Source organism: Hymenobacter sp. CRA2, assembly GCF_002007105.1.
GTDB lineage: Bacteria > Bacteroidota > Bacteroidia > Cytophagales > Hymenobacteraceae > Solirubrum.
The window spans coordinates 103,386-126,037 of sequence record NZ_MVBC01000006.1; the positions used below are offsets into that span (position 1 = coordinate 103,386).

At 62.9% G+C, this 22,652-nt stretch carries 20 protein-coding genes, 1 tRNA gene and 1 pseudogene; 9 read left to right on the forward strand and 13 right to left on the reverse strand.

The genetic code is table 11. The features are described from left to right. Window positions 1-31: 31 nt before the first annotated feature. Together B0919_RS11335 and B0919_RS11340 are read left to right on the forward strand one after the other, a co-directional pair. Window positions 32-481, forward strand: a complete 450-nt coding sequence (locus B0919_RS11335; protein WP_078012371.1) for a hypothetical protein — start codon at window positions 32-34, stop codon at window positions 479-481. A gap of 55 nt (window positions 482-536) precedes the next feature. Further along, entirely contained in the window at window positions 537-2,276 is a 1,740-nt protein-coding gene (locus B0919_RS11340; RefSeq protein ID WP_078012372.1) for a sodium:solute symporter, read from the forward strand. A gap of 304 nt (window positions 2,277-2,580) precedes the next feature. On the opposite strand, the gene B0919_RS11345 is transcribed toward B0919_RS11340, so the two are convergent. The 8 genes from B0919_RS11345 to B0919_RS11380 all read right to left on the reverse strand — a co-directional run bounded on the left by B0919_RS11345 (window position 2,581) and on the right by B0919_RS11380 (window position 9,880). Next, window positions 2,581-3,639, reverse strand: coding sequence for a DUF2911 domain-containing protein (locus tag B0919_RS11345; RefSeq protein WP_078012373.1), 1,059 nt, complete (start codon window positions 3,637-3,639; stop codon window positions 2,581-2,583). Between the two features lie 111 nt (window positions 3,640-3,750). Next, window positions 3,751-4,065 (reverse strand): hypothetical protein, encoded by a 315-nt coding sequence (locus B0919_RS11350; protein WP_078012374.1) that lies wholly within the window; start codon window positions 4,063-4,065, stop codon window positions 3,751-3,753. Between the two features lie 300 nt (window positions 4,066-4,365). Next, a complete protein-coding gene (locus tag B0919_RS11355; RefSeq protein WP_078012375.1) occupies window positions 4,366-4,626 on the reverse strand; it encodes a hypothetical protein in 261 nt (86 codons plus the stop codon). A 14-nt stretch (window positions 4,627-4,640) separates the two neighbouring features. Beyond that, complete coding sequence (locus tag B0919_RS11360) at window positions 4,641-5,030, reverse strand: hypothetical protein (RefSeq protein ID WP_078012376.1); 390 nt, start codon at window positions 5,028-5,030, stop codon at window positions 4,641-4,643. Window positions 5,031-5,276: 246 nt separating this feature from the next. Next, entirely contained in the window at window positions 5,277-5,807 is a 531-nt protein-coding gene (locus B0919_RS11365; protein WP_078012377.1) for a hypothetical protein, read from the reverse strand. Between the two features lie 73 nt (window positions 5,808-5,880). Continuing rightward, window positions 5,881-7,731 (reverse strand): ABC transporter ATP-binding protein, encoded by a 1,851-nt coding sequence (locus B0919_RS11370; protein ID WP_078012378.1) that lies wholly within the window; start codon window positions 7,729-7,731, stop codon window positions 5,881-5,883. Window positions 7,732-7,839: 108 nt separating this feature from the next. Then, the gene (locus tag B0919_RS11375; protein ID WP_078012379.1) at window positions 7,840-8,319 is read right to left on the reverse strand and encodes an energy transducer TonB; all 480 of its coding nucleotides are present in this window, start codon (window positions 8,317-8,319) and stop codon (window positions 7,840-7,842) included. Window positions 8,320-8,359: 40 nt separating this feature from the next. Continuing rightward, window positions 8,360-9,880 (reverse strand): sodium:solute symporter, encoded by a 1,521-nt coding sequence (locus B0919_RS11380; RefSeq protein WP_078012380.1) that lies wholly within the window; start codon window positions 9,878-9,880, stop codon window positions 8,360-8,362. A 112-nt stretch (window positions 9,881-9,992) separates the two neighbouring features. Here B0919_RS11380 and B0919_RS11385 point away from each other — a divergent pair. Further along, window positions 9,993-10,927, forward strand: a pseudogene (locus B0919_RS11385) (pirin family protein). An 80-nt stretch (window positions 10,928-11,007) separates the two neighbouring features. Beyond that, window positions 11,008-11,268: a hypothetical protein gene (locus B0919_RS11390; RefSeq protein WP_078012381.1), complete on the forward strand. Its 261-nt coding sequence runs from the start codon at window positions 11,008-11,010 to the stop codon at window positions 11,266-11,268. Window positions 11,269-11,495: 227 nt separating this feature from the next. Here B0919_RS11390 and B0919_RS11395 read toward each other — a convergent pair whose 3' ends face one another. Beyond that, a complete protein-coding gene (locus tag B0919_RS11395; RefSeq protein ID WP_078012382.1) occupies window positions 11,496-12,524 on the reverse strand; it encodes an MBL fold metallo-hydrolase in 1,029 nt (342 codons plus the stop codon). Window positions 12,525-12,613: 89 nt separating this feature from the next. Between B0919_RS11395 and B0919_RS11400 the strand changes: the two genes are divergently transcribed. Beyond that, complete coding sequence (locus B0919_RS11400) at window positions 12,614-13,273, forward strand: hypothetical protein (protein WP_078012383.1); 660 nt, start codon at window positions 12,614-12,616, stop codon at window positions 13,271-13,273. Window positions 13,274-13,373: 100 nt separating this feature from the next. Next, window positions 13,374-14,111 carry a Bax inhibitor-1/YccA family protein gene (locus B0919_RS11405; RefSeq protein ID WP_254846554.1) on the forward strand — a complete coding sequence of 246 codons (738 nt, stop codon included), beginning with the start codon at window positions 13,374-13,376 and terminating at the stop codon, window positions 14,109-14,111. 53 nt (window positions 14,112-14,164) lie between these two features. Here the strand turns inward: B0919_RS11405 and B0919_RS11410 are convergent, their stop codons facing one another. The 3 genes from B0919_RS11410 to B0919_RS11420 all read right to left on the reverse strand — a co-directional run bounded on the left by B0919_RS11410 (window position 14,165) and on the right by B0919_RS11420 (window position 18,422). Continuing rightward, entirely contained in the window at window positions 14,165-15,415 is a 1,251-nt protein-coding gene (locus B0919_RS11410) for an MFS transporter (protein WP_078012384.1), read from the reverse strand. Window positions 15,416-15,791: 376 nt separating this feature from the next. Further along, window positions 15,792-17,636 carry a M61 family metallopeptidase gene (locus B0919_RS11415; protein ID WP_078012385.1) on the reverse strand — a complete coding sequence of 615 codons (1,845 nt, stop codon included), beginning with the start codon at window positions 17,634-17,636 and terminating at the stop codon, window positions 15,792-15,794. Between the two features lie 144 nt (window positions 17,637-17,780). Next, window positions 17,781-18,422, reverse strand: coding sequence for a class I SAM-dependent methyltransferase (locus tag B0919_RS11420; protein WP_078012386.1), 642 nt, complete (start codon window positions 18,420-18,422; stop codon window positions 17,781-17,783). Window positions 18,423-18,523: 101 nt separating this feature from the next. Here B0919_RS11420 and B0919_RS11425 point away from each other — a divergent pair, with 101 nt between their 5' ends. The 3 genes from B0919_RS11425 (at window position 18,524) to B0919_RS11435 (ending at window position 20,250) form a co-directional block, all read left to right on the forward strand. Next, on the forward strand, window positions 18,524-19,240 hold the full coding sequence (locus tag B0919_RS11425; RefSeq protein ID WP_078012387.1) for a phosphatase PAP2 family protein: 717 nt from the start codon (window positions 18,524-18,526) through the stop codon (window positions 19,238-19,240). A gap of 141 nt (window positions 19,241-19,381) precedes the next feature. Beyond that, a tRNA-Leu gene (locus B0919_RS11430) sits at window positions 19,382-19,463 on the forward strand. Between the two features lie 109 nt (window positions 19,464-19,572). Further along, window positions 19,573-20,250 carry a phosphatase PAP2 family protein gene (locus B0919_RS11435; RefSeq protein WP_078012388.1) on the forward strand — a complete coding sequence of 226 codons (678 nt, stop codon included), beginning with the start codon at window positions 19,573-19,575 and terminating at the stop codon, window positions 20,248-20,250. Window positions 20,251-20,308: 58 nt separating this feature from the next. On the opposite strand, the gene B0919_RS11440 is transcribed toward B0919_RS11435, so the two are convergent. After that, window positions 20,309-22,645, reverse strand: coding sequence for a hypothetical protein (locus tag B0919_RS11440; protein WP_078012389.1), 2,337 nt, complete (start codon window positions 22,643-22,645; stop codon window positions 20,309-20,311). Window positions 22,646-22,652: the final 7 nt, after the last annotated feature.

Consider the following 22,652-nt stretch of genomic DNA (forward strand, 5'->3'; position numbering starts at 1 on the left):
CTTTAGCGGCCGCCGGGGTGGTTGGCCGCCGTTGCTGACGTCCGCCAAGCCCCTTTCGTACCCACTCCGCACCACCTACCACCTCCCCGCCGCCAACTACCGCCTCGCCGCCTTCAACTACCATCTCTCCGATACCAACTACCGCTTCGCCGACCTCAACTACCATCTCTCCGACGATAACTACCGCTTCGCCGACACCAACTACCACTTCGCCGCCGTCAACTACTGCCTCTCCGACGCCAACTACCACCTCGCCGGCCGCAACTACCATCTCACCGCCCGCATCCTGCGCCGCCGAAGCAGCCAAAGCTGGCACGATATTGCCGGCCCCTGCCCGCAACCCCCACCGCGCCCGTTCCGTCCCTTCCGCGTCTCATCCCGCCCATCATGCCGCACGTCTCCACTACCACAGATTCACCTGCCCCCGACGCCCGGCCCCCGCTGCTGCCCAGCTGGCGGGCCTGGTACGTGCTGGTACTAGGGGCGCTGGCGGCGGAAATCGGCGTATTTGTGGCCATCAGCCGCTACTTCGCCCCATGAGCCCCCTCGACTGGGCGGTGCTCACGGGCACCCTGCTGTTCATCATCGGCTACGGCACCTGGCGCACCCGCCACGCCGGCGCCTCCCTCGACGGCTACCTGCTCGGCGGCCGCCAGACGCGCTGGTGGGGCGTGGGCCTGAGCATCATCGCCACCCAGGCCTCGGCCGTCACCTTCCTGAGCACCCCCGGCCAGGCCTACGCCGACGGCATGCGCTTCATCCAGTTCTACTTCGGCCTGCCCGTGGCCATGGTGCTGATTGCGGTGGTGGCCGTGCCCATTTACCAGCGCCTGCGCGTGTACACCGCCTACGAGTACCTGCAAACGCGCTTCGACCGCCGCACCCGCACCCTGGCGGCCGGGCTGTTTCTGGTGCAGCGCGGCCTCAGCAACGGCCTCTCGCTCTACGCGCCCGCGCTGGTGCTGTCGGCCATTCTCGGCTGGAACACCACCGTCACCGTCTGCCTGCTTGGCGCGGCCATCATCGGCTACACCGTCAGCGGCGGCACCCGGGCCGTCACCGTCACGCAGCAGGGGCAGGTGGCCGTCATTTTCGCCGGCATGGCCACGGCCGGCTACCTGCTGGTGCACTACCTGCCCGCCGGCGTCGGCTTCTCCGATGCCCTGCACGTGGCCGGCAGCATGGGCAAGCTCAACCTGGTCGACTTTCACTTCAACTGGACCGACCGTTACAACTTCTGGACCGGCATGACCGGCGGCCTGTTCCTGGCTCTTTCCTACTTCGGCACCGACCAAAGCCAGGTGCAGCGCTACCTCAGCGGGCAGAGCATCACCCAAAGCCGCCTCGGCCTGCTGATGAACGGCCTCGTGAAAGTGCCCATGCAGCTCGGCATCCTGCTCATCGGCGTGCTGCTGTTCGTGTTTTTTCTCTTCCAGCCCGCCCCGCTCACCTTCAACCGCCCCCTCTACGACCGGGTGCTGCAGAACCCCGCCGCCGCCACCGAGGCCCGCCGCCTCGAAGCCGCCCACGCCAGCATCCAGCTCAGCCAGCAGCAAGCCGCCGCCGACCTGGTAGCCGCCCGCCACCACGCCGACGCGGCCCTGCAAGCCGATGCCCGCCAGCGCCTGCAAACCACCCAGGCCGCCACCGCCGGCCTGCGCACCGACTGGCTGGCCCTGGCCCGCCAAGCCGCCCCCGAAGCCGATGCCAAGGACACCGATTACGTGTTCATCTCCTTCGTGCTGCGCTACCTGCCCCAGGGCCTCGTCGGGCTGCTGATTGCCGTGGTGCTGAGCGCCGCCCTGGGCTCGGCTGCCGGCGGCCTGAACTCGCTCGGCTCCACCACCCTCGTCGATTTGTACCGCCCCTTTACCCGCCGCGCCGTGTGCACCGACGCGCACCTGGTACGCGTCTCGCGCTGGGCCACGCTGGGCTGGGGTGCCCTGGGCATCGCCTTTGCCCTGTTTGCTGCCCGCATGGAAAACCTGATTCAGGCCGTCAATATCCTCGGTTCCCTGTTCTACGGCACCATTCTGGGCATTTTCGCCGTGGCCTTTTTCCGCAAGCAGGTGCACGGCCCGGCCGTGTTCTGGGCCGCTGTAGTCACCCAGCTAGCCACCCTGCTGGCCTTTTGGCTCACCGATATAGCCTACCTGTGGTACAATATCCTGGGCTGCTTCGCCGTGCTCCTGCTTGCGGAGCTCTTGCAACGCATCTGGCCCCAGGCGCCTATCCCACAAGCAGTAGAGCCTAGTAATCAGGTCGTAGCTAGTTAAAAGGCAATAGCGTTAAGCAACTGCCCAGGCCGCTGGTGCCACAGCAAGCGGCGGCACCCATTGTCATTGCGAGCAGCGCGAAGCAATCGGTCCTGTACACTGCGCCGCCGAGTCGATACCTACCAACCGAAAAGTTGTTAGAACCAAACAGCACCGCCCGAAACTGCAGTTACCAGTTTCGGGCGGTGCTTCTTGTCGGTCGGTACATTGCCCAGAGCTTACTACTACGCGCTGCTCGCAATGACAATAAAAAACGGCCCGTCACCACTCGGTGACGGGCCGTTTTGCATTCGTAAGCCGCCGCTTAGCCCTTTTTGGGAGCCTCTTCCTTCTTGTCGTCGGCTTTCGGCTTGTACAGCGCTTTTTCTTTCACCTCGCCCTTCTTCTCGTCCACTTTCACCTTGACCTCAGCCTTGGTTTTGTCGTCCGATTTCGGGGCTTCGGCTTTCACCTTCTCCTTTACCTTCACGTCGCCGGCGGGCTTCATTTCGCCCTTCTTCGCGTCGATCATCAGCTGCTCGTTCAGCTTCACGTAGTCCATGTTCTTGGCTTCCAGCGCCAGCGTGCGCGACTGTTCGGCCGAGGCCACCGCGCCCTTATAGTCCTTCTGCTTCAGCTTGATTTTGGCCTCCGTGTGCACGTTCCAGAACTTAGGATCGGTCGCGTTGGCTTTCTGAATCCACGACAGGGCCTGGCTCAGGTCCTTGCCGTTGTCGTAGTAGTACGAAGCAGCAGCGGCCAGGTCGCCGGTGCTGGGCGAAGCATTTTTCACCACCTTCTCGTCGATCTGGGCCATCACCTTAGGCTCCACGTCGGCCGCGATTTTGAACTTGGCACCGGTCAGCTCCCACTGCATGTCCACGCTGGCGGTGGCGGGGGTGAGGTCACTGAAGTTGATGGTAAAGGTTTCCAGCTTGTTGCCCAGCTTGTAAGGCTTGATGCTCACGCGGGCCACGTCCTGGTCGTCCTTGAAGTTCTCCACGTCGGCGCCGCGCTTGGTGTCCTTGTTGAAGACCACCAGCCATTCGCCCGCCGTAGGGATGGTGTAGATGCCGTACTCACCGGCCGAAATCTTCTTGCCTTCCACCGTCACGTCGTCCGAGAACTTGATGGTCGTGGTGGAGTTGGCGCCCGTGCGCCAGCGCTTGTGGTAAGGCACCAGCTCGCCGAAAACCTTACGGCCCTTGGCGCTGGGGCGCGAGTACGTGATGGTTACGTCGGTCAGGCCCACGCGCTGCGTCACAGTGCTTTTGGGGCTGGCGGCCGGCGTATTAAGCTGGGCCTGAGCGGCCGGAGCCGAGAAGAGGATTGCGCCTGCCAGGGCAGTGCCGCTGAGCAGCGAAGTCCGGTTCTTGAGCAACATGAGAGAAGGAATGGTAAATGTGATACGTAGAAGTAAAAGTACAGCTTTCAGCCGATGCGCGGGTTTTTAGCAAATAGTTTTTGCCAAAATTTTTAGCTAATACCGGGGCGTTTACTTGGTATCGAGCAAGAAGTACAGGCGATTGACGCGGTGCTGGTGCAGCACACGGGCAATTCGCCGGATGTCGCCCACGGGCAGTGTTTGATCGGCGTGCAGATAAAAAGCAGGGCGGAGCCAGGTATGGGCCTGCGGTAGTGCGGCAAAGGCGCCCAGCTGTTGCAGTGCCGAGTCGAAGGCAATGCCGCGGGCCATGCGCTGGCTTTGAGCTGGGGCCGGTAAGGAAAAATACTGCGCCAACGTGCGGGTATCGACGCCAATGTAGGGCTGCTGGCTTAACTGACGCAGCTGTCCCGGCAGTAAGCGCATGCCGTTAGCTGCGGCGCCGGCACGCCAGCATTGCAGTTGCCGAGCTGAATCACTCCACCTGAAAAATACCCGCCGGTCTTGGGTAACGTTGATAACCACCGGCTCGGCATCAAGCAGGATGCAGCCGCCGGGCTGACTGGCCGCTGGCGAGGTGAGGTGGCGGCTGCTTAACCCCAGACTAGACTGGCCAGAATAGCTGATGAGTGTGCTGAACAATAATAGCAGCAGCGACACGGCGGGTAGCCCCATCAGGCCAAGCGTAATACGTGGAGAGTACGTCCTGGGCATGATGGTTATGGGTTAAATGGACGGTTGAGCCGTGAACAAACGGCCATCCACCAGCACCCGCGCAAACGGGTCGCGGCGGTGCAGCATGCGGTAGAAGCGAAACAGCGACATCTCCGAGAAGCGCCCGTAGAGCACGAAGCTCACGCAGGTAGCCGAGTTGCCCCAGCCGCGCCCGACGCGGGCGTCGGCGTCCATGGCTTCGAAGAACATGGCACGCACGGCGGGCGCGTCGAGGTAATTCTCGTTGAAGGTCGCCTGGATGCGGGTTTGCATACGGCAGCAGCAGTTTATTCGGCCAGCGTAAAGCCTTTGGCGCGCAGCAACTGCAGCAGCGCAGCTGCCGTAGCCGGGGCCTGCACCGCGCGCAGGTCCACGAAGGGCTGCAAGGCGCCGCCAGTGGTCAGCAACAGCCAGGAGCCCACGACGGAAGCGCCCGTTATGTCGGGCCACGCCAGTTCCCCGGTACCTTCCGCTGCGTTTATGATGAGCTTATCGGCGGAGAAAATGTACTCCACCGGCGCCGTCAGGCCCGTAGCGGCGTGCAGCTGCCGCACACGGCTCAAATAAGCCAGCACGCCCGCCACAATCAGGCCCAGAATCAGCAGCAGGGGCGGCCCGTAAAACCACGGCGTCGAGAGGTACTTAATGTTGCCCAGGGCAATGATTAGCCCAACCATGACGCCGAACGGAACCAGGAAAAAAAGCGCCTGCCGCCGCAGGCTACGGGAATTGTGTCGCAGGTATTGCCGACGAAACTCAGGAAACGGAACGGGCGGTTGGGAAACAAGAATGGGCTGCACGCAGGCAAGTTAGCCACGCGCTGCCGAATGGCCGACAACTGCAGTAGCGCGCCGGTATCGGTTAGGTATTAGTTGTGCCTTAGGCAGAAGCGGTTATGCTCTTAGCGCTGAAGCAAGGAGCGGCTAACTCACATTCACACCTTTCTGCTGCAGTAGCTGGTGCAGGTCTGCGGCGGTGGCCGGCGGCTGAATCTTGTCCACGTCGATGAAGGCGTAGCCGCTGTCGGAGAAGTAAAGCAGCAGCCAACGGCCGCGCTGCCGGGCTTTCACCAGCGCTTCGTAGCGGACACTGCCCCGCGCCAGGTCGCTGATGTTGTCTATTTCATCCTCGCGGAAGTGGTAGGTGCACGCTGCTTGCGAGGCTGCCGACGAGCGGTAGTTCTTGCGGAAGAACTGGCGCAGCCGGTAGGGGCGCCACCAGAACACGTAAAGCAGAATGAAGGCTACCCAGATCAGCTCGAATACTGGCCAGGGCGCCGTTGGGTCTTCAGCACGCTCCCACAAGCGCAGCCCCGCCAAAACCAGAAAGACCACCCCGGAAAGGCCGTAAATCCAGAGCACCCAGCGGTTTTTGGGTTGGCTCAGCCACTGCTCGGTAGCTATGGTGGCAAACTCGGCTTCGGAAATGGTGACGTCGGGAATAGTTATGAGCATCGGGCTACGGAGTATACAACGGCAATGGCCGCGAAACTAAAACGAAAACGGGGCTTGCGGCCCCGTTTTCGTTTTACGTCAGCTCAAACTGTAGCTTGAGCAGGTTGGCGTACAGCCCGTTTTCGTTGTCGCTCAGCTCTTCGTGCGAACCTTGCTCCACGATGCGGCCGCCGTCGATAACCAGGATCTTGTCCACCTTGCGGATGGTGCTCAGGCGGTGAGCAATGATGATGCTGGTGCGGTTCTGCATCAGCTCGTCCATGGCCGCCTGCACCAGCTTCTCGCTTTCCGAATCGAGGGCAGAAGTAGCTTCGTCGAGCAGCAGGATGGCGGGGTTTTTCAGGATGGCGCGGGCAATGGCAATGCGCTGGCGCTGCCCGCCCGAAAGCTTGATGCCCCGCTCACCCACCACCGTATCGAGGCCTTCGGGGAAGGACTGGATGAACTGCCAGGCGTTGGCGCGGCGGGCGGCATCCACGATATCAGCCTCCAGCGCGTCGGGGCGACCGTAGAGGATGTTTTCGCGGATGGTGCCGCCAAACAGCAGCGTCTCCTGCGGTACGATACCGATGTGCTGGCGCAGCTCCGTCAGGTCCAGGTCGTTGATGTTGTAGCCGTCGATGCAAATGCTGCCGCCGCTCAGCTCGTAGATGTGCATGAGCAGCTGCACGATGGTGGATTTGCCGGCGCCCGAGGGACCCACCAGCGCCACTTTCTCGCCCGCCTCGATGCTGAAGGTAATGTCCTTGAGCACCGTCAGATCGGGGCGGGTGGGGTAGCGGAACTCCACGTGGTCGTAGCGGATGTTGCCGTGCAGGCGCAAAGGCTGCGCGCCAGTCACACGGGGTTGGTGTACCGGCTCCGACGGCTCATCCAGGATTTCCAGAATGCGTTCCGAGGCGCCCAGGCTGCTTTGGATCTTGCCATACATCTCGCCCAGCCCAGCCACCGAAGCCCCGATGAACATGGTGTAGAGAATAAACGACACCAAGTCGCCCATGGGCAGGTGGCGCGGGTCGGAGGCGGGCAGCTCTACGTAGGTAGCACCGCGCCAAAGCACCAGGAAGATGCCGCCGAAGATGGCCACGATGATAAACGACACGAAGCCGCCACGGTACAAGCTGGATTTCAGCGCCGCCTGTACGGTACGGTTCAGGCCGGCGCCGTAGCGGCTTACCTCGTGCTGCTCGCTGGTGAAGGCCTTTACCGAGCTGATGCCCTGCATCGTTTCCTCCACGATGATGTTGGTTTTGGCCAGCTCATCCTGGGTTTGCTTCGAGAGTTTGCGGATGCTGCGGCCGAACAGGAAGGCCATCAGCACCAGGGGCGGAAACGTGGCCAGCATGAACAGCGACAGCCGCCACGATTCCCACATGATAAAAGCCACGCCCGCCAGCAGCGTCAGGATCTGCCGCATGAACTCCGCCAGCGTCAGCGTAAACGTGTCTTGGATATTGGCCACGTCCGAGGTGAGGCGGGAGGTGATTTCGCCCACTCGGCGCTGCTCGAAAAAGGGAATCGGCAGCGTAACGAGCTTCTGGTATAGCGTGCGGCGGATGTCGCGCACGGTGAACTCGCTCACCCGCGAGAAAAAGTATATCCGCAGAAAGGAAAACAGGCCCTGTAGCAGCACCACCCCGAACAGCACCAGGGCAATGCCGGTGATGGTTTTGGGCAGAAAACGGGGTAGCGTGTTGGTCTGGTGGTTAGCAATGTTGACGAGGTAGCCCAGCATCTTGGGCATCACCATCGTGGAAATGCTGCTGAACAGCAGCAGCAGCAGGCCCGCAATGAACGGGGCTTTATAAGGCAGCACGAAGCGGAAAATCCGCAGCCCGCGCTGGAAAGTCTCTTTGGTAAGCTTGATTTTGGGCGCGTCGCCGCCGACACTGCCACTGGTATTGAATCCGCTTCTAGCTGCCATCTTCTGAACGGTGAAATAGTGAGATGGTGAAATGGCGAGTTTGATGTTCTGCTGATTAGAACGGCACTCACCATTTCACCATCTCACTATCTCACCTATACGTCGCTGTTACTCAAATTTTACTTTACCCTGCTCGAACTCCACGTGCTGCGACGTGCCAAAAGGCACCGCCAGGGTCACGTCCACGGCTACCGGCTTGCCCTTGCGGGTAGCTGGTTTCCAGGCGGGCATCAGGCCGAGCACGCGCAGGGCTTCCGCGTCGCACTCGGGCGTAAAGCCCTTGTCGACCTTGGCGTTGGTCAGGCGGCCATCTTCGCCCACCGAAAAGCTGGTGAAAACCACGCCCGACTTGCCTTGGTCGCGCACCGCGGCCGGCGTCTGCACGTTCTGCTGAATGAACTCGCTCAGCGCGGGTTGGCCACCGGGGTAGGCGGGAGCCACGTCGGGGCGGTTTTCGCCGGGCTTCATCTGCGGGCGCATCTGGTCGGCACGCATGATGATGGGGCCGCGGACATTGGGCGCCTTGCGCTGGGCCAGCGCCGGGGCGCAAGCTGCGAGCAGCAGGATGAAGAGCAGGTGATATTTCACGGACAAACGGGCTGGGTGAGGCCGACCACAAAGGTACGCCCTAGCTAACCAATTCGCGCGCAGCGGGGTTCACTGCGGCCGGCACCTCGGCGCGGCGCGAAATCAGCCAGAGTCCCAGAAAGGTGAGCAGCCCGTTGTAGATCAGCTTCTCGAAACCAATTTCGTAGCCGCCAAGCCACGCGGCCGAGTTCTGCACCAGCAGCCAGGTGAGTACCGGCGAGAGCACGCAGATGAGGGGCACGAACTTGTCCTGCGGGCGGCGCTGGGTGTACAAGCCGAAGGCGTACAGTCCCAGCAGCGGACCGTAGGTATAGCCCGCCGCGTCGAACACCGCCGATACCACGTTCTGGTCGTTGAGGGCGCGGAAAATCAGGATGATGGCAATGAGCACGCCCGTAAACGCCAGGTGCGTAAGCTGGCGCATGGATTTCTGCTTGGCCTCGGGGTAGCGCGAGATGCCCAAAAAATCGACGCAAAAAGAGGTAGTCAGGGCGGTCAGGGCGGAGTCGGCGGAGGCGTACGTAACGGCGATGATGCCGAGCACGAACACGACGCCCGCAAACAGGGAGAAGTGCGTGGTGGCCAAGTAGGGGAATACGCGGTCGGTGTCGAGCTTGCCTTTCAGGTTCAGCAGCTGCGGCAGCTGGTCCAGGGCAATGCCCTTCAGCTCGGCATACTTAAACAGGAGCACGCCCAGCGCCAGGAACAGCAGATTGACGAATACCAGCGTGATGGTAAACCAGAGCATATTTTTCTGGGCGTCGCGCAGGTTGCGGCAGCTCAGGTTTTTCTGCATCAGGTCCTGGTCGAGGCCCGTCATGGTGATGGTGATGAACATGCCGGCCGCAAACAGCTTCCAGAAGTACTTTTTGTCGTTGGGGTCGGAGAAGAAAAACGTCTCCGACAGTGGCGACTCACGCACCGTTTGCACCAGCCCGGCCCAGCCCAGGTTCAGTTCCCGCCCGATCAGGCCGATGCTGACCACCACGCACAGCAGCATGGCCATGGTCTGGAAGGTGTCGGTCCAGAGGATGGTTTTGAGCCCGCCGCGGAAGGTATAGAGGTAAATCAGCAGAATGCTCACCGTCACCGTCACGGCAAAGGGCACGCCCATCTGCTCAAACACGATGAGCTGCAGCACGCCTGCCACCAGAAACAGGCGGAACGACGCGCCGATGGCCCGGCTCAGCAGAAAGAAAAAAGCGCCCGTTTTGTAGCTCCAGAAGCCGAAACGCTGCTCCAGGTAGGTGTAGATGCTGACCAGATTGAGCCGGTAATACAGCGGCAACAGCACCGTGGCAATGACGGCGTAGCCGGCCACATAGCCGAATACCATGCCCATGTAGCTCCATTGCCCGGTAAGCACCTGCCCCGGCACCGACACGAAAGTGACGCCCGACAGGGACGTGCCAATCATGGCAAACGCGACCATGTACCAGGGCGCGTTGCGGTTGGCCACGAAGAAGGATTCGCTCGTGGCCTTACGCGACGTGAGCACCGCAATGATGACCAGCACAACAAAGTAGCCGGCAATTAGGCTTAAAACCAGGGTGGGAGACATAGGCGAAAAAGTAGGGCGCAAAGATAACCGGAAGCAGCCGAGGCCGGCTGCTGCGGCCAAAACCGCCGCGTCCGCTACCTTGCCGGCGCTGTACCCCTAAAAATACTTTTCCATGCTGGATATCGTCATCGATGCGCGCCCCGCCAGTATCGGCCCGGGTTTCGACGTGCGGCGCATTCTGCCCTTTCGGCAGCGGCGCATGGTGGGCCCCTTCGTGTTCATGGACCACGCCGGCCCCGTGGACGTGGCCCCGGCCCAAATGCCTGACCTCGACGTGCTGCCGCACCCGCACATCGGGCTGTCCACGGTGAGCTACCTGTTTGGCGGGCAAGTCACGCACCGCGACAGCCTCGGCGTGGAGCAGATCATTCGGCCCGGGGAGGTAAACTGGATGACGGCCGGCCGCGGCATCGCGCACTCGGAGCGCTTCGAGGACCCGGCCGCGCTGGCCGGCGGGCAGCTGGAAATGATTCAGACCTGGGTGGCCCTGCCCGAAGCGCACGAGGAAGACGCGCCGAGCTTTGCCAACTACCAGCCCCACGAACTGCCCGTCTTCACCGATACCGGCGTGTGGATGCGCCTGATTGCCGGCAACGCATTCGGCCTCGGCAACGACGTCCGCACTCACTCGCCGCTGTTCTACCTGCACGTGGTGCTGCAGCCGGGTGCCCGCTTTGGGCTGCCGCGCGGCCACCAGGAACGCGGCGCCTACGTGGCCAAGGGCGCGGTGGAAGTCGGCGGGCGCTTCTACACGGCCGGCCAGCTGCTGGTGTTTACGCCCGGTATCGACCCCGTCATCATGGCCCGGGAGGCCAGCACGCTGATGCTGCTGGGCGGCGAGCCGCTGGGTGAGCGGTTTATCTGGTGGAATTTCGTGTCGTCGCGCAAGGAGCGTATCGAGCAGGCCAAGGCCGACTGGCAGGCCGGACGCATCGAGCTGCCGCCCAATGTGATAACCACGAGTTTGTGCCCTTGCCGCAGGACCGCACCCGGCCCGCAGGCACCGGCGGAGCTACGGGCGGAGCGGCGCCGCAGCCGTTGTCGTAGCCGCGGTGGCAGCGGGCTCGGCCTTAACACGACGGCGGGAGGTACGTACGTGCAGGCAAGCACCAAACGCTCCTTTAGCCATGCCTCTGCACCCTGAGCTCGACAAGAAGCTGAGCAAGACCTACGAGCCCAAAACGCGCATCGACGACGTATTCAAGGGCTACGACATCACCTTCCTGACCAACGAACACGGTGAGCCCGTGACGCTGTTCTTCGGCAAGCGCCGCCCCGACGGTAGCATTGCTGGCGAGCGGTACACCCGCACCATCAAGCGCGTACCCGATAGCCTGGAAGTGAAATCCAGCCATTGGGACAACCGCGGTAAGATCATGCAGTTTTAGCCGGCTTATTCCGCTGTCATTGCGAGCGAAGCGCGGCAACCGCAGGAAGGCGTAGCCAATCCTTCCTCTCGTGGCACAACGGTGAAGCACGTAACACCTGATAACAGAAGCACCGCCCGAAACTGCAGACGCTGGTTTCGGGCGGTGCTTCTGTTAGGGCTAGCACATTGGCCAGGACCGATTGCTTCGGCTACGCCTCGCAATGACAGCGGGGTGAACCGTCTGCTCTACTCCATAGCCGCCAAATCCAGCGGCTCGCCCACGGCGGGGGCGTGCAGCTGCGCGTTCAGCCAGCCTTCCCCGGCAATTTGCTCCAGGGTGCGCAGCGGCTCGGAGGCCGGCTCGTCGCTGAGGTCGTAAGTGCCGTAGTGCATCGGGATGAAGTGGCCAGCGCGGAGCTGGTTGCTGATTTTGGCCGCTTCGTTGGGGTTCATGTGGCTGCGCTGCATCATGAAAGCCGGCTTGTAGGCCCCGATGGGCAGCAACGCCACGTCCAGGGGGCCGAACTGCTCCTCAATCTGGTAGAAGTGGGGGCCGTCGGCGGAGTCGCCGCAGAAGTAGAGGGTGCGGCCCGAGGCCTTTTCGCGCAGCAGGAAAGAGCCCCAGAGCACGGTGTTCAGGTCGTTGAGGCCACGGCGGTGCCAGTGGGCAGCGGGCAGGTAGAAGATTTCCAGCGCCGCGTCGGGGCCGAGGTCAAACTGCTGCCACCAGCCGGCTTCCTGCGTGGGCGGCAGCGTGCCGGCCGTACGCCGAAGCAGCCCGGCTACGCGCAGCGGCCCGAGCACCTGCATGGCGGGGTTCTGGCGGGCCAGCAGCCGGATAGAGTCGTCGTCGAGGTGGTCGCGGTGGCCGTGGGAAAGCAGCAGGTAGTCGATGCCGGTGAGGTCCTGCGGCGCGCAGGGCAGGGGGTGGCGCCGCTTGATCAGGGGCAAATCGAAGAGCAGCGGGTCGAAAAGCAGGGTTTTGCCGCCCCAGCGCAGCCAGAAGGAGGCGTGGCCCAGCCAGATCAGCGTGGCCTCCGGGCGCTGCCGCAGGACGTCGGCGCAGGGCTGCACCTGTGGGGCCCAGGTGTCCTGCTTTTTGGCTTCGGCCTGCGGGTTCTTGGTCAGCACCTTCCAGCGCAGCACGTTGCTGAAGCTCGGCTCGTAGAGTTGTTCGTCCACGTTGGCAAACTCGTTGCCAATCATCAGGTTGCCGGGGTAGGTGGGGCGAATGGTCGGCAACTGCTCGTTGCGCACGCGGCGGGAAGAAGCCATATAGAGGATAAAGGACAAGCCAGGGGGCGGACTTGAAACGCCCCGGTGCCTATCTTGTTCGCCGCGAATAAACAAAATCCGCGTGCCGTATGCCCCCAGTTGCTTTTGTCCGCTACCAGCAGTTCCCCAGCGCCGACGCCGCCACGCACCTGCTAGGCCTGCTCGAAGAACACGACATTCCCTTCGAAACCAGCCGGGTAGCGCCCAACGTCGACCCCAACCTGTCCTTCAACACGGTGCATTACGTGTACGAAGTGCGCCTGCAGCCCGCCGACGTCGACCGCGTCAACGCCTTGCAGGACGAGGAAAACCGCCAGCTCATCGAGCAGGCCGACCCCAGCTACTACCTGTTCAGCTTCACGGACCAGGAACTGATGGACGTGCTCACTCACCACGCCGACTGGAGCCGCTACGACGTGCTGCTGGCCGAACTGCTGCTGCGCCGCCGCGGCCACGAGCCCGACGTGCAGGCCCTGCAGCAGCTACAGCAGCATCAGCAGCGGGTGCAGCCGCTACCCCAGCCCGAAAAAAGCCGCCCCGGTTGGATCATTGCCGGTTACGTGTCGGCGGTGCTGGGCGGAGCTTTCGGCATCTTGGTCGGCTGGCACCTGTACTCGGCCACTTCCACCCAGCCCGATGGCCGCGAGTTACACACCTTTTCCGCTCAGGACCGCGTGCACGGCATCTGGATTATGGCTTTGGGCGGGCTGGCGCTGGTCGGTTGGCTGGGCTTGCGTCTACTGCGCTAAGAGTATTGCCGAGGTGCTATATTTATTGCCTGCAAACCAGTATTTTACCCACAGTTTCGCTCTTTCCTCCTGCTCACCCTTCTAGTCCCACCGTTTCGCAATGGAAAACCTGATGCCCGAACAAACCTCTGAGCCGCAAGCTCAGCGCATCGTGCTGACGGCCGAAGAGGCCGCCGCTATTCAAACACGCTTCATGACGCAGGTCTACGGCTGGATGGCCGGCGCGCTGGCCATGAGCGGGGGCATGGCCATGATGGTCGGCGCTTCCGACGTGCTCCAACGCTTCGTGATTGGCAACCGGCTGGTGTTTTTCGGCCTGCTGATTCTGCAAATGCTGCTCGTCGGTTACATCGGGGCACGGCTGGCCAAAATGTCGGCCAATCAGGTCGTGGGTACGTTCGTGGCGTACTCCGTTATCAGCGGCCTCACGCTCGGCTTCATCTTCATGGTGTACCGCGCCGACAGCATTGCCTCCACCTTTTTCGTGACGGCCGGCACCTTCGGGGTGATGAGCCTCTACGGCTACTTCACCCGCACCGACCTGAGCAGTTGGGGCAACCTGCTGCTGATGGGCCTGATCGGTTTGGTCATTGCCTCGGTGGTAAACATCTTCCTGCAAAGCGGCCTGCTCTACTGGATTACTTCCTTCGTCGGCGTACTGCTGTTCGTAGCCCTCACCGCCTACGACACGCAGAAAGTGAAAAGCCTCGCCTTCGTGGGCCTGGAAGACGAAGACCTGGACCGTAAAGCCGCTGTATGGGGTGCCCTCACGCTGTACCTGGACTTTGTAAACCTGTTCCTCTACCTGCTGCGCCTGTTTGGTGACCGTCGCCGCTGAGAACCCGCATGTGAACAAAGCCCCGCAAAGCAGCTTCGCGGGGCTTTGTTTTTTTAGGCCGCTTCGGGTAAGTCGGCCGTAGCAGCGGGCTGCTCAATGCGCAGGTAGTAAAAGCACGCGTACGCCACGCCCGCCAGGCACAGCGCAAACCACGCCCACGGCAGGCGCAGATCCACCACCGATAAGATGCCGCACACCAGCGTGGAAGCAAAGCTGGCCAGGCCCTGCACCGCCTGGTTCAGCCCGAATATCTCGCCGCGGTCTTCCTCCGACGTGCGCTGCGCCAGCAAGCCCTCAATGAGGCCCTGAATCAGCGAGAGCGTGAGGCAATCAACGGCTACCAGCGCGTACAGCGCCACGCGCGAACTGCCCACCAGCCCGTAGCCAGCCAGCACCGGCGTGCCCAGCAGCGCCAGCCACCCGATGACTTGCCGCTGTGGAATGCGGTCGGCCAGGTAGGTGAAGAAGAGGTAGTTGATGGCTACGCTGAGCGCCCCAAAAAACATGAAGAAGAAGGAAATGGCGCGGGCATCCATGCGCAGCTCGCCGAGGCTGGCGAAAGGCACGAAATAGAAATAGTACCCGATGCTGAGCGTGAACAGCGCCTGCGTCAGCACCAGCGGTAGCAGGCCCGGGTGCTGCCGGCCCTTGGCCCGCAGCCGGCGCCACAGCCCGGCCACGTTCACGGCTTCGGTGAGCGTTTGGCGCAGCTCCAGCCGACTGAGGCCGGTACGCTGCGCGTGCGTTTCGCGCAGCAGCAGGCTCAGGGCCACGTTAGCGGCCGCCAGCGCTATAGCCAGCCCTACCACGTAGCGGGCCTGCAGCCCCGTAGGTACGTGCCCGAGCGTAAGCAGCAGCCCGCTCACCATCGGCCCGATGACGAAGCCCAGCGAAATAATGGCCCCTTCGATGCCCAGGTTGCGAAACAGCCGCTCCGGCGGCGATACATCGGTAATGGCCGAGCGCACGGCGCTGTACATGCCGTTGGTAAGTCCGTCGCTGCCGCGGTTGGCGAAGTACAGGCCGGCGCGCACCGGCAGCAGCAGGGCGTTGGCCAGTAGCGTGCCCACCGCCGAAAGCACTAGAATGGGCCGTCGGCCGTAGCCGTCCGAAAGCTTGCCCAACAACGGCGCGGCAAACAGCTGCACGCCCAAAAACAACCCCGTGCCCAGCGCCAGCCACAGCTGCGGCCGCGGCAGCCCGCGCACAAACTCCGGCACGATGGGGCCGATGGCCGAGCCCACGATGACGTCGAGCAGGATGATGGCGTACAGCAGCCAAAGGCGGCGGTCAGGTGGAGGCATTGCTGGAAACGAAAGCTGCAAGTACGAAAAAGCCGGACGGTGAGGTCCGGCTTTCTGGGCTTTCAGGAAGAAGAGAATCAGAAATGCAAAGACTCCCGCACGTCATGCTGAGCGTAGTCAGGACATCTCGCGTGCTTGGTTGAACGACTCGGAAAAGGTTCGTCATGTCGAGCTTGTCGAGACATCTCGCGTGCTGACGGCCGATAGTAACCTCTTCGTTCAACGAGGGAATTACTATCCGGCGAGACGTCTCGACTGCGCTCGACATGACGGCCTTTGCCAAGATGTTCAACAATGAACTTCCCAGCAGACTGTCATGTCGAGCTTGTCGAGACATGACAGTCTGCTGGCTCGGCAACGCTGCGCACCCGCTACGTTACTTCGCTTTCGCGCCCAGCCAGGCCGCCCGGAAGGCTAGCTGTTCAGGAGTGGCCTGTTCGGCGGGCACTACGGCCAGCGAGGTAGAGGCGGTCAGCGGCACCTGCACGGTGCGCACCTGCCCGCGCGAGCGGAATTCCACCGGTACGGTATCACCCACCTTGTGCTTCTTAAGCAGCTTGGGCAGGTCCTTCTCGCTTTTCAGCTCTTTGCCGTCGAAGCGCAGGATTTCGTCGTCGCGGTCGAGGCCGACCTGGTAGAGCGGCGAGCCGACGAGCGTGCCGTAGCTGATGACGTAGCGTTTATTGGTGAAAGCCACCTGACCCGGAGCGCCAAACGTGGGTACGTCGGGGCGGGCGGGGCGCACCAGCAGGCCGGCCGGGGCCAGTAGGGCGGCGTAATCGTGCGGGGTAGCGCGGTAGATGTGCTGGCGGAAAAACTGCCCGGCAAAGGCCGTGTCGCCGCTTACCTGACCCAACAGGCGCTGTAGCTCGGGCACGGTGTAGGGCCGCTCGGGCGCATAGTCTTTCTGCGGCTTGCCGTGTTGCTGCCACACGGCGCGCATGTAGGTGTCGAGGTCGGTTTTGTAGCGCTGGCGCAGCAGCAGATCCAGCGCCAGGGCATTGGCCCCGCCCACAAAGTAGTACGACTGGTACGTGTTGGCGCGGTTGCTGGGGTCGATGGAGCGGGCCGCGTCCACAAACGGCGCCTGCTGGCTCATGTAAATGGCCCCGTAGCGCTGGGCGCCGGGCACCTGCATGGAGTTGACGAGGCCGTTCAGGGCTTCGTCGCAGTACTGCTTATCGGTGGGGTATGCGCCCGAGCGGCGCAGCAGTAGCTCGCCGTAATACTGCGTGAAGCCCTCTGCAAACCAGAGCATGTCGCTCATGTTGGCCCGCTCGAAGTCGAAGGGCTCCAGGTCGCGCGGGCGGATGCGTTCCACGTTCCAGCTGTGGAAAAACTCGTGCGACACCGTGCCGAGGTTGTCCAGCGCGCCCGGCCCGCTGATGGGGCGCGCGTTGGTCACCGAGGTGGAGTTGCGGTGCTCCATGCCGTCGCCGCTGGCCTGGGGCAGGTAGTCGGCCACGAAGGTGTAGCGGCCGAAATCGTACTGCGGTAGCTCGCCGAACACGGCCCGGGCCTCGCGCACCACGCCCTTGGTCAGCTCGGCGTAGCGGTCCAGGTCGGCCGCGGTGCCGGGGTGTAGCACCTGCATTTCGATGGTGCGGCCGTCTTCCTGCCAGCTGCGCACCTGGTGGGCGCCGAGGGAAGTGGGTGAGTCCATAAAGTACTGGAAGTGCGGGGCGCGCCACACCTCGCCGCCGGGCTGCAACTGCGAGGCCACGTTCCAGCCAGCCGGCAGGTCGAAGCGCACTTCCACGGGGCGCTGATCGAGCCCACGGGCATAGGCAAAGGTGGCCGGGATGTTCAGGTGCGCGTGTTGCGCGTCGATGCCGAGGTAGGTGCCATCGGTCCGGTCGCCGAATACGGTGTAGCTGAAGCGCACGGTGCCGTCGGGACCGGGCGTCACGTCCCAGCCGTAGGGGTCGGGGTGGCTGAGCGGCAGCGCTTTGCCCTGCGCGTCGGTGGCCTGCACGTCGTACACGTTCTTGGCGAATTCGTGCAGGGCGTAGCGGCCGGGCGAGGAGCGGGCCATGCGCACCTGCAGCGGTCGGCCAGCCGGCACCTGCGCGAAGGTGGCCACCACTTGCGCCTCGTGGTGCGCGGCGTTGGGAAAGCTGATGCGGTATTGGACGGGAGCGGCCTGCTGCGCCTGGCTTAGCAGCGGCGCGGTCAGCAAACCCAGGCCCAGCAGCAGCCGGGCAGCAGAAGAATGGAGCATAGGGTAGAGTAGGGGACGCCCGAAAGTACGCGCCCGCCAGCAGACACCGAAACGGTGCACCGCGTTGCTTCCCGCCCGTTAGCTTGCCAAAGTGCCGCGCAGGGATTGTGGCAACGGCGCTGGAAAGCCCCTGGAGCAGCACGACTACTTCCACACCGCCGCCTCCACCAGGCCATCGGCCCACTGCTGCTGCCAGTGGCGCTGCAGCCCCAAGCGGCCCAGCACGCCGGCAATATCGGGCAACTGCCTCCCCGGCACGGCCGACGTTAGCCCGAAAAAGCGGTACATCAGCCACTGCAGGCCGCGCTGCCAGCCCCGGTGTGGCGGTGCAAAATCCGCCACTAGCCAGCGGGTGCTGGTGTGGGTGTGCTGGTGTAGCCGTTGCACCAAGGCGGCCAGCTCCACGTCGGGAAACAGATCGAAGAGGAAGAAGGCCACCACGACGTCAAACTGCTCCGCGGGCTGCAGCACGGTTTCGGTGCCGTGGCGCAGGCTGATCTGGTCGGCTACTGCGGGCAACTGCTCCTGAATTAAGCTGGCCGCCTGAGCCAGCATGCGGGCCGAGGCTTCCAGATAGACTACCTGCGCCGCGGGCTGGTGAGCAAACAAATCGGGCAGTACCCGCCCCGTGCCGCCCCCGATAAACAATACGCGCGGTGCCGGCTGTGCCTGAGCAAGGCCCGCTTGCAGCGCCGCGCGCTGGGCCCGCAGCAGCAGCGGCCCGAAGACCAGGCCGGCCAACGGGTCGTAGAAGCGGGCGACGCGGTCAAAGTTGGGCGTGGGCATGACAGAGCGGGCTAGGCGGCGCAACCTACGGCCGGCGGCGCAGAGTATCCTTCGCCCGGCGGTTTGCGTTGTTCTACGCAGTTACCCGTTTTCTGCGCCGCATGACCACCTCTTTTCGTCGCCTGTTCGCCGGAATCCTCCTGTTCGTCACCGAATTTGCTCTGATTCTGGCCATCGGTACGGCGGGCGTGGTCATCTTCCTGCTGCTGGGCCGGCAGGTGCTCGGCGACGGGCAACTGGATTTCGACGAGGGCGCCTTCACCTGGTCGCACTGGTTTCTTGGCGACGCCAACCGCCACTGGGTTGACTTCATCACTTTCCTGGCCTCGCGCAACTTCATCATCGTGGCTGCGCTGGCCGTTATCGGCTACTTCCTGGTGCTGCGCAAGCACCGCTGGTACTCGCTCAAAGTGCCCGTGGTGGCCCTGGGCAGCATCACGCTGAATCTGCTGCTGAAGCAATTTTACAACCGCCCGCGCCCAATGCTGCCGCTTACATCGGCATCGGGCCTGAGCTTCCCGAGCGGCCACGCCATGATTTCGGCCTCGTTCTACGGCCTGCTCATCTACCTTACCTGGCAGCACGTGACCAATAAGTCGCTACGTTGGCTGCTGACGGTACTCCTGACCGCCCTTATCCTGATGATTGGCCTGACGCGGGTGTACCTGCGCGTGCACTACGCCTCCGACGTGCTGGCCGGCTTTGCGGCCGGCGTGCTATGGCTGCTGGTGGCTATTCCGTTGCTAAACCGGATGGAACGCCTCATCAAACAGCGGGCGCGGGGCGCTAAGTCCAATACCATGTTGCCCACGGAGTGAAATTTTTGCGCCTGATTATCAGTGGGCAAAGCTTTTGTTAAGAAAATCTTTTGCGTAGGCTCTTGACAACAACCCCAAGGCCCTCTACTTTTGTATCACAATTCGCCGCTGACCTACCAACAGCGGCGAGTTTTAAAAGCTGCGGTTGTGGCGAAATTGGTAGACGCGCTGTCTTCAGGCGGCAGTTCCGAAAGGTGTGAGAGTTCGAGTCTCTCCGACCGCACAAACCGAGAGCCGGTTCCGAAAGGAACCGGCTCTCGTGTTTTTTAGCGTTTCCCACGCCGTACCTGCCGCCACCGCCGCGGGCTTTCGGCCGTAAGCAAAGGCTTGTTATGAACCGTCTGCCTCGCTTTCTTGTGCGCCTGACCGGGCAACTCTCTGCCGAGCTGGCCGCAATGGGCGTGGCCTTCGTGGGCGCGTTTCTGGCGTTTCTGTACATCACCCGGCTAGTGTTCTACCGCGGCCCGGAGCACTTCGATCAGGCCGCCTTCGATGCCATGGATCGGCTACGTGCCTCTGTGCCCGGCCTTACCGCCTGGGCCCTACGCGTGACGTTTTTCGGCTCGGCGCTCTGGTTTGTCATCGTGGGCTTGGCCGCTCCGCCGCTGCTGTGGTGGCTGAAGCGGCGCCGCGAGGCCGTGGAGCTGTTTGCCGCCATTGCCGGTGCCTCGCTGCTGAATCAGCTGCTGAAGCACTTTTTCGGGCGGGTGCGGCCGCTCACTGCACTGATTTACCAGCCGGGGCTGAGCTTTCCCAGCGGCCATTCTATGGTTGGGCTGGCGCTGTATGGCATGCTGGCCTGGCAGCTGTGGCGCTACGGCCGGCACCCTATCTGGGCCATATTGCTGGTGCTCTGGGCCGTGTTCGTCGGCCTGACGCGTATCTACCTGCACGTGCACTACGCCACCGATGTGCTGGCTGGCTTTGCGGCCGCTGTAGCGTGGGTGGTACTGGTACAGGCTGCCGTGCAGCGCCGGCTGCAGCGCATGGGACAAGTGGTAAAAAAGTGATTATAAGCGCCCAGCCTGTCGAGCGCAGCTACGCTTGACAGGCCGGGATGCGTTACTGTTAGCTCAGCTTCACCCGTACGCGGATGGCCTGCAGGCCCTTCACGCCTTGCAGCTCTTCTAGTTCCAGCTCCTCCACGCCGGGCTCCAGCAGGCCGCGGTCCTGCAAGTAGTCCACGTACTCGCGGTACTCGGCGGCTTCGCGGGCCTGGGCGTACACTAGCGCGATGCAGCCGGGCTGCGTCAGCCGCTCGCCGGTGCCCGCCACGGTGGCCTTGTCCACGCGCTTCTTGATGATTTCGTAGCGGATATTGTAGGCGCCATCCACGTCGAACTGCCGCTCGTCCATGCGGAAGCGGATGCTCAGGGCCTGGCTGTGGATGAGCACCAGCTGGGTGGTATCCAGCGGCACGGGCAGCGTGGGCTTGAGCCGGTGCGTGAGTCGGGTGATTTCGCAACTCACCAGCAACTGCCACAGCCGCAGGTTCTTGAGGAAGATCAGGTCGAAGGGCTTGTCGTGCACCAGCGAAGCGCCCACGTAGATATTGTACTCCACGCCATCGGTTTTAAAGCGCTGGAAGTAGTGCGGAAACATCTTTTGGGCGCGGCGGTCCTCCTCGTCGAGGTAGTCGCTCACCGCATCGTTGAGCTGGGTGATGCTCTGCTCGAAGGCCTTACGGCGCTTGTAGAGAATGCCCAGTTCGGGGTCGATGTTCGACCAGTACTCGCCGATGATGGCGCGTAGCTCGGGCGTGTGCTGCGCCAGGTACTCAAACAGCGGCTCCACCTCCGACTTGATGGATTCCAGAATGCTTACCTCGTCGCCCGAAAGAATGCCCTGGCGCAGGCGCTTCAGGTTCTTGGTGACGTAGAACTTCAGCTCGTCCAGGATGGGCAGGGCCTGAAACTCGGTGGCTTTCTTGAGCACGCGGTTAGCCAAGGTCAGGTGCTCGATCAGGTCGCCCTGAATGGCCTCGTTGCGGGCCGTGCTGGAGCCGCGCACGTCGGAGGAGCCGTAGAGCGGGTACACGTCCTGGAACACGATGGGCTCCATTTCCGCGTTTTTGTTGCCCTCGTCGATTTTCTCCAGCAGGTTCAGGGCCGCGTCGGTGAAGCGCCACTCCATGCTGGGGTGAATGGCGGTAAACTTCTCCTTCACGATGGCCTGCACGCGGGTCTGGATTTCCTCGGCGTTGCGCTTTACGGCCACGGCAAAGAGCGGCAGAAAGGCCGTGACTTTGTCCAGGGCAAACTCGTCCAGGTCGGCGGCGTTGGGCGAGCCCAGCTCCAGCAGGCCCACCGCATCGTCGCCGTAAGGCAGCAGCGCCAGAATGGCCGAGCGGATGCCGATGCTGGTGAGCTGCTCACGCAAGTCCTCCGGAATATCGGCCGTGGCCACGTCCTCCAGCACCAGCGGGCGGCGCTCCTGCGTCACCTGGGCGTACACGCGCCGGAAGCCCGAATTGGCGTCCTGGCGCTGCAACTGCTTCATCAGAAACGAGTGGTTGATCTTGCGGCCAAAGTCCACGAAGGCCTTTTTCTTCTCGTCGTAGGCGGCAATGCCGAGCTGCAGGAAGGGCCGGCCGAAGAGCACGCGCAGCTTTTCCTGAATCTGCTCGAGCCGGTCGGAGGCCTGCAGCACGTCGCGCTCCAGCAGGTCGTACTTCAGCTCCGAGAGGATTTCCTGCTCCGTTACGTCAGTAAGCTGCAGGATGTTGAAGCCTTCCAGGGCGAAATTATCGGGCGGCAGCAGCTCGCGCCACAGGGCCACGTCGTGGGGGTTGCGGCGTAGGCGCTCCAGGTTTTCGTCGGCCAGCTCCGGCTTCGGCCCGACGAGCTTCACATCGAGAAACGCCGAGTTGAAAGCCACGCTGTAGTGCCGGTACAGGCCGATGTTGTAGTCGGGCACGGTGAAGATGATGCTGCCGTAGTGGTCGGGCATGTCCTGGCCGTACAGCTTCTCCATGATCTGGGCGTACACCATGTGCACCATGTGGCGCTCCATGGTGGCCGCGTCGATGTTCAACGGCTGCTTCACGCGCTTGTCGGGCGCCAGCAGCACTTCGGCAAAGCGGGGCGTGTGGTAGAAGCTGTAGCGCTGAAAGGGCGGAATGGCCCCGATGATGTCGGTGGCGAAGGAGGCCGGCGGAAACACGGCCAGCATCAGGGCCTGCACCAGTTGCTGGTGGGCGTCGAGGACGCTGGTATCGGTGAGGGGGCCGCGCAGCTCGGGCGCCTGCTCCACCTTGCGCATAATGCCGCGCGCTACCAGAGCAATGCCGGGGTTGGCATCGTCGAGGCGGGCCTGCCACCACGCAATGATGGGCTCGAGGCTGAGCGTGGTCTGAAAGAAAAATACCGGCGCGGGCGCTGGGGCAACGTCGAGGGGGCGGGGCATAGAAACA